The following is a 4,416-nucleotide window of genomic DNA, read 5'->3' on the forward strand; positions in this document are numbered from 1 at the left end:
GGCTACGTAAGCGGCGCGATGCGTGGGCGTCGCAATAAGTCGGTAGCGCGTCGGATGGCGTGTATAACACATCGGCGGCGCAGACGGCACGCCGTGATCGAGAAGCGGAGCGGCGATACGTACCTACTCGGCGCCGTATGACATAACCTTCGCTCGGGCAAATCATCATCGTAACGGCGCTACGATCGAAGCGAACAGCACGGCCGTGACGGCGGATCGGCAGCACAAGACGGCGCGGCGTGATTGCGGCGACGACAGCATAAAATGCCGCAATATGGCAACCGCGATCGACAGGATGCGTATGTAGGTAAGACGCAGTGCAAGTAGCGCAAACAGCGATACGATGATGGCGACCCGCGGAGCGTATAAGTGAAACAGCGGTGCGGGTGGCGCAATAACGCCGAGGCAATACGATAGCGGCGACCGACGAGACATAACGCCGCCGTAGCGTTCGCGTGCGCTACGCCTAAGCCGATAAATTTTAAAAACGAAGCAAGGAGATTTTATGCTTAAAGCGGGGATTGTTTATAAATTTGCGCTCATCGTGCTGCTAGGCTGCGCGCTTTGCATTTTGGGCTTTTCGGGCGCTAATTTCGCGCGCGGCGAATATGACGAGGCGTGGATGAGCCTGCATAAGATCGCTGGATTCGGCCTGCTTTGCGTCGCGATCTTGCATATAATCACAAGGCGAAAGAAGCTCGTAAAGCTCTGGGGCGAGTTTTTGGACGTGGTTTTGAGCCGCAAAAATCCCGGCTTTTGTAATATGGATCGCATCATAGGCGCGATCGAGTCCTATAATATTAGAGAGATCGCTGGTAAAATGGGCTTTGAGCCGGACGAGCTCGCTACGATTTTGAAATCAAACGGCATCAAGCTTGTAAGCGCAGATCAAGGCCTGCGCGAGCTTGCGAAGCTCAACGACGAAAAAATTTTCTTCATTTTGGTACTTTTAATCGAGGCGAAATTCGGCAAAGCGGGCAAATACAAGGTCTAAATTTTAAAATTCCAATCCGAATTCGCTCCATAAACTCGCCGCTTTAAGAAATAAAAACCACTAAAGAGTCTAAATTTAAAACCGAAATTTTATCGCGCCCAGCAAAACGCTCGAAATCAAAATTTCATCCAAACTACGCCTAAATTTTAAAAAATCTATCTTTAATCTTTGAAATTTATTATTATTTAATCAAGAGAAATTATAATATAGCATTTGCAAATCATTCGCAAAATTCTAATTTTAAATAGGGGAGAGTGATGTTTAAGAAATTTTATCTTTCAAATGCTGCGATTGCGTTAAGTTTGTGCGCCGCCTTACAACTAAACGGAGCCGAAAACAACGCTACGTCCGAAAATATCAGCGCGCCTAGCGCGCAAGCGGTAAATTCCGCCGCTCCTAAAAGCGCTTCCGGCGCGAACGCCACAAAGCTGGGCACCATCGTAGTTACCGCAACGGGCTTTGAGGATATGCTTAAAAACGAGGTTCGCAACGTCTCGGTCATCACCGCGGAGGATATGGAAAACCGCGGCTACCGCGATCTGCGCGAAATTTTAGAAAAGGCGCCGGGGGTTAGCTTTCACGGCGATACGGTCGATCTGCGCGGACAGGGTCAGAAGGCAAATACCTCCGTCAAAGTCCTTCTTAACGGAGTCGCGCTCAATATGATCGACACGACGCCGACGAGCATCCCGATCGATCTAGTTCCAATCGAAGATATCGAGCGCGTGGAGATCATCCCCGGCGGCGGTAGCGTGCTTTACGGCAGCGGCACCAGCGGCGGCGTGATAAATATCATCACAAAAAAGGGCGCAAAATACCCATACGCCAATGTCTCCACCAAGATCGCGTCGTATAATTATAAAGATCTAAATTTCGGCGCAGGCGGGAATGTGAGCGAAAATCTATTTCTAAAGACCGCAATAAAGGGCTTTGATCAGCATGGATACCGTAAGGGTGAAAGAGAGCGAGGCTACTATACATCATTTGGACTAAATTATAAAATTTCAGATGACCAAAGCCTCTCTTTTAATCCGAGCTTTTATCGCGCTAGGACGCATGATGTACCGGGTTTAGGGCTTGTTGAGCTCAAGGAAGATCGTCGCCAACAAGGAGGTGAGAGGACCTTTACCAAAAGCACGCGACTAAATTTTGACTTGGATTATGCGGTGAAATTCGGCGATAGATTTGAAGCAAATTTACAGCCTTATTACCAAGATATTAGAATTTTACAAAAGGGCTTTGTGATGAAAGATCGCAAAGAGGGGGCAAATTTAAAAGGCAAGCTTACCTATGATAACGACGAGCTCATAGCGGGATATGATTATCTCAAAAACAAGGGCTTCCGCAGGATCGATTTTAATACCGCGATAAATCCTATGATGAGCCTTTCACAACTTACGATCTTTGATATGCAAAAACAGACGCACTCGGTTTATGCCTTAGAAAAGCACGACTTCACGGAGCTATTTTCACTTAGTGCTGGCGGGCGGTTTGAGCGCGCCGAATACAAAGTAAATCGCAGAGTTTCGACTACTATAAAAAGGATGGGAAACATAATCTCGCAGACGCAAAATAGTACCCGAGTAAGCGATCATAAAAACAACTACGCTTTTGAGATTACGCCGAATTTTAATTATTCCAAAGACGGCAATCTATATTTTAAATTTGAGCGCGGCTATATCTCGCCGGGTCCTAATCAGCTCATCGATAAGCTAAGTTCTAGCGGCCCTTACGTGCTTAATAACCTCAAATCCGAAACCTTTAAAACCTACGAGATCGGCATGAAGGATCTAATCTATGGGCAATACGTAAGCGCGACGCTGTTTTGGACCGATACGAAAAACGAGATCGTAAACGAAACCCTGGGCAGCTCGATCACCGACGGTTGGCATTTTATCAATATCGACGAGACGCGCCGCAAGGGCGTGGAGCTGTATGCAGAGCAAAGTCTGCTTTCAAATTTAAAGCTCAGCGAGACCTTTTCATACGTGGACGCCAAGATCCAATCCGGCGCGAATAAGGGTAAGCAGGTTCCGCTGGTGGAGCGCTCGAAGTTCGTTTTGGGCGTCGATTACGAGCCGATTAGAAATTTAACGCTGATGAGCGATTTTAAATATTTCTCATCATCTCACGACGCCAACCACGATAGGATCGACTCGCGCACGATCGTGGATCTGGGCGCTGCGTACCGCTTCGCAAGCGGATTTTTGATAAGCGCGGGAGTCAAAAACGTCTTTGACGAGGAGTATAATTACAACCAAAATTTACGCTCGGACGTCTATACTCCGGCTCCAGGGCGCAACTATTACGCGGAGTTTAAATACACCTATTAGCGTGCGTTTAAATTTAAGCGAGGTTTGAGCTGCGAAATTTAAAATTTATGGGCGGAATTTAAAATTTCGCCGCAGCGCGCTTTGCCGCCGCGGGATTAAATTTAATAAAAGGAGCGAAGATGAAACCGGACTATAAAAACTGGGTGCCTAAGGGTATGATCGCGAGCTTTGCCGCAGGTGCGGGCATAGCATTAGTTTTGTTTTTGGTTTTCGGCGTTTTCGGCGCCTTCGTGGGCGGCGTGCTGAGGTGGTTTCTTGCGGGGCTTTTCGGCGCAGCGGCGCTGGTTTTGATCGGCTTTACGATCTACTGCGTCGTGTGGTACCGCGCGTTTGATTACGGCGGCAAGCGCCAACTCTCGCGCGCGATCGTAGAGGGTACGGCGAAATACGTAGATCTGCCTGAGGGCGGGCGCGGGCTGGACGTGGGCTGCGGCAGCGGCGCGCTAACGATCGCCGTGGCTAAGCGCAATCCGCACGCATCGGTGCTAGGCGTCGATCGCTGGGGCTTTGAGTATGCGTCTTTTAACAAGCAGCTGTGCGAATCCAACGCGCGCGCCGAAGGGGTGCAAAACACTAGCTTCGAGCAGGCCGACGCCACGCAGCTGCCCTTTGAGGACGGCAGCTTCGATGCGGTTGCAAGCAACTACGTCTATCACAACATCATGCGCAAGGACCGCCAGGAGCTGCTTTTAGAGACGCTCCGCGTGCTTAAAAAGGGCGGCAGCTTCGCGATCCACGATCTTTTTTCGCGCGGAAACTACGGCGACATGGACGCTTTCATCGCGCGGCTTAAGGAGCAGGGCTATGAGCGGGTCGAGCTTATAGATACGACGCAGGGGCTTTTTATGGGCCCGCGCGAAGCCAAATGGCTAATGCTAGGCAGCTCAAAGCTTCTGATGGGCAAAAAATAGAGAGCCTTTGTAAAGTTGATGATCTACCATGCCCTCCTAACAAATTCGTATTTTAATAATTTTCCTATAAATTTTAAATTTACTATTTTTTCACTATTTCATAGTGACTGTTCTCTAAAAAGAAGCACTTCATCGTCTTGTATTTCGGCATCAAGAGCATTTAAGACATCTTGATTGA

General features: G+C 48.7%; 3 protein-coding genes. All 3 read left to right on the forward strand.

Annotated features, from left to right (window positions below; genetic code table 11):
* Positions 1–505 precede the first annotated feature (505 nt).
* The 3 genes from Q0236_RS04640 to Q0236_RS04650 all read left to right on the forward strand — a co-directional run bounded on the left by Q0236_RS04640 (position 506) and on the right by Q0236_RS04650 (position 4,238).
* Positions 506–994: a chemotaxis protein gene (locus Q0236_RS04640; RefSeq protein ID WP_297915575.1), complete on the forward strand. Its 489-nt coding sequence runs from the start codon at positions 506–508 to the stop codon at positions 992–994.
* Positions 995–1,251: 257 nt separating this feature from the next.
* On the forward strand, positions 1,252–3,327 hold the full coding sequence (locus Q0236_RS04645) for a TonB-dependent receptor (protein ID WP_297915577.1): 2,076 nt from the start codon (positions 1,252–1,254) through the stop codon (positions 3,325–3,327).
* A gap of 119 nt (positions 3,328–3,446) precedes the next feature.
* Positions 3,447–4,238, forward strand: a complete 792-nt coding sequence (locus tag Q0236_RS04650; protein ID WP_297915579.1) for a class I SAM-dependent methyltransferase — start codon at positions 3,447–3,449, stop codon at positions 4,236–4,238.
* Positions 4,239–4,416: the final 178 nt, after the last annotated feature.

Origin of the sequence: uncultured Campylobacter sp. (assembly GCF_938031315.1) — a bacterium.
Taxonomy (GTDB): Bacteria; Campylobacterota; Campylobacteria; order Campylobacterales; family Campylobacteraceae; genus Campylobacter_B.